Here is a 1,464-nt window from a genome sequence, read left to right as displayed (position 1 = left end):
CTCTTCCGACTTGAGTGTGGGGTCATGGGGTGAGTCCGCCGGCGATGAGCAGGCAGCGTAGGCGGTAGTTGTCGCGGTTGCGGAAGCCTCGGGCGATGCGGCGGTGGAGCTCGATGAGGCCGTTAATGGCCTCGGTGCCGCCGTTGGACGCGCCGTCGGTGTCGAAGTAGGCGAGCAGGGGTTCGGCCCACTGGTTCAGGGTCCGACCGAGGCGCTTGACTTCCCGGATGGGGCAGGTCGGCAGGATCTTGAGCAGCCGTCGGGCGGCGGCTCGCCCCTTCGCGGGGTTGGGGGTGTGGAACAAGGCGCGGACGTCCTGGGCGACCTGCCAGGCGATCTGGACCTCGACGTGGTGCTCGTGGGCGGCGAACGCCTTGTGCAGGCGGGCGCGCTGGCGGTCGGTGAGGTTCTCGGCCCCGGCGCACAGGATGGTGCGGATCCCGTACAAGGGGTCGCCCTTGCGGCCGCGGTGGCCGAGGGTGTGTTGCTGGACGCGGCGACGGACGTCGTCGACGCAGCCGGTGGCGAGCTTGACGACATGGAACGCGTCCACGACCGCGGTCGCGTCGGCCAGGTGCTCGTCGACCGCGTTCTTGTACCCGCGGAAGGGATCCAGGGTGGCGACCTTCACCCCGGACCGGAAGGCCTCACCCCTGCTGGTGAGCCAGTCGCCGTAGACGGTCCCGGACCGCCCCGGCACGAGGTCGAGCAGGCGGGCGTGGACGCGCCCGTGCTCGTCGCGGGTCAAGTCAACCATGCCGGTGAGCATCTTCGGTCCCCGCTGACGTTGGTCGACGTGGTGCCACACGTGTTCGTCGACACCCAGCATCGTGACGCCGTCGAAGCGTGCGGGGTCCGCGGCCAGCTCCTCGAGCCGGGCGCGGACGGCACGCCACACGGTGTTCCAGTCCACGCCCAGCTGGCGGGCCAACCCGGCGATCGATGCGTGCTCACGGCACAGCCGGCGCACCGCCCACTCGACGGCCCGTGTGGTCAACAACGCCCGAGGCGCCGCGACAGCGTCGTCCTGCTCGACGAACGTCCCACCCGCGCAAGCAGGCTCGGGACAGACGTAGCGTCGCTTAACCCACACCAGCCGCACCGGGCGCCCGAACGACGGGGCGTCCACCAGGGTGACCTCGTGGCGGTCGTGCGCGTGCGCGACGACCCCACAGACCGGACAGCCCGCCACGTCCGGGACGGACTCGACCCGCACGACCAGGCGGTCCTCGTCGCGGGTGACGTCCAGCACCCGCATCCCGGGCAGGCCCAGCCAGGCATCGCACGACGAGCACGAGGACGCAGGAGCAGGAGCGGGGCACGGCGAAGTAGAGTCAGGCACAGTCGAGGTCCTTCGGCGGAACGGTGTGAGGTAGAAGTCCTCCGATCCTGCCAGGGACCTCGACCCCTACCCCCGCCATCACCCCGCCGTGCTCACCCCACACTCAAGTCGGAAGAGCCGCC

General features: G+C 70.7%; 1 protein-coding gene. It reads right to left on the bottom strand.

Translation table 11 applies throughout. The features are described from left to right. Positions 1-22 precede the first annotated feature (22 nt). The gene (locus MOPEL_RS06060) at positions 23-1,342 is read right to left on the bottom strand and encodes an ISL3 family transposase (RefSeq protein WP_444542954.1); all 1,320 of its coding nucleotides are present in this window, start codon (positions 1,340-1,342) and stop codon (positions 23-25) included. Between the last annotated feature and the right edge of the window lie 122 nt (positions 1,343-1,464).

Origin of the sequence: Mobilicoccus pelagius NBRC 104925 (assembly GCF_000247995.1) — a bacterium.
GTDB lineage: Bacteria > Actinomycetota > Actinomycetes > Actinomycetales > Dermatophilaceae > Mobilicoccus > Mobilicoccus pelagius.
Note: the sequence above shows the minus strand (reverse complement) of the source record. Positions and strands in the feature narration are given on the sequence as shown.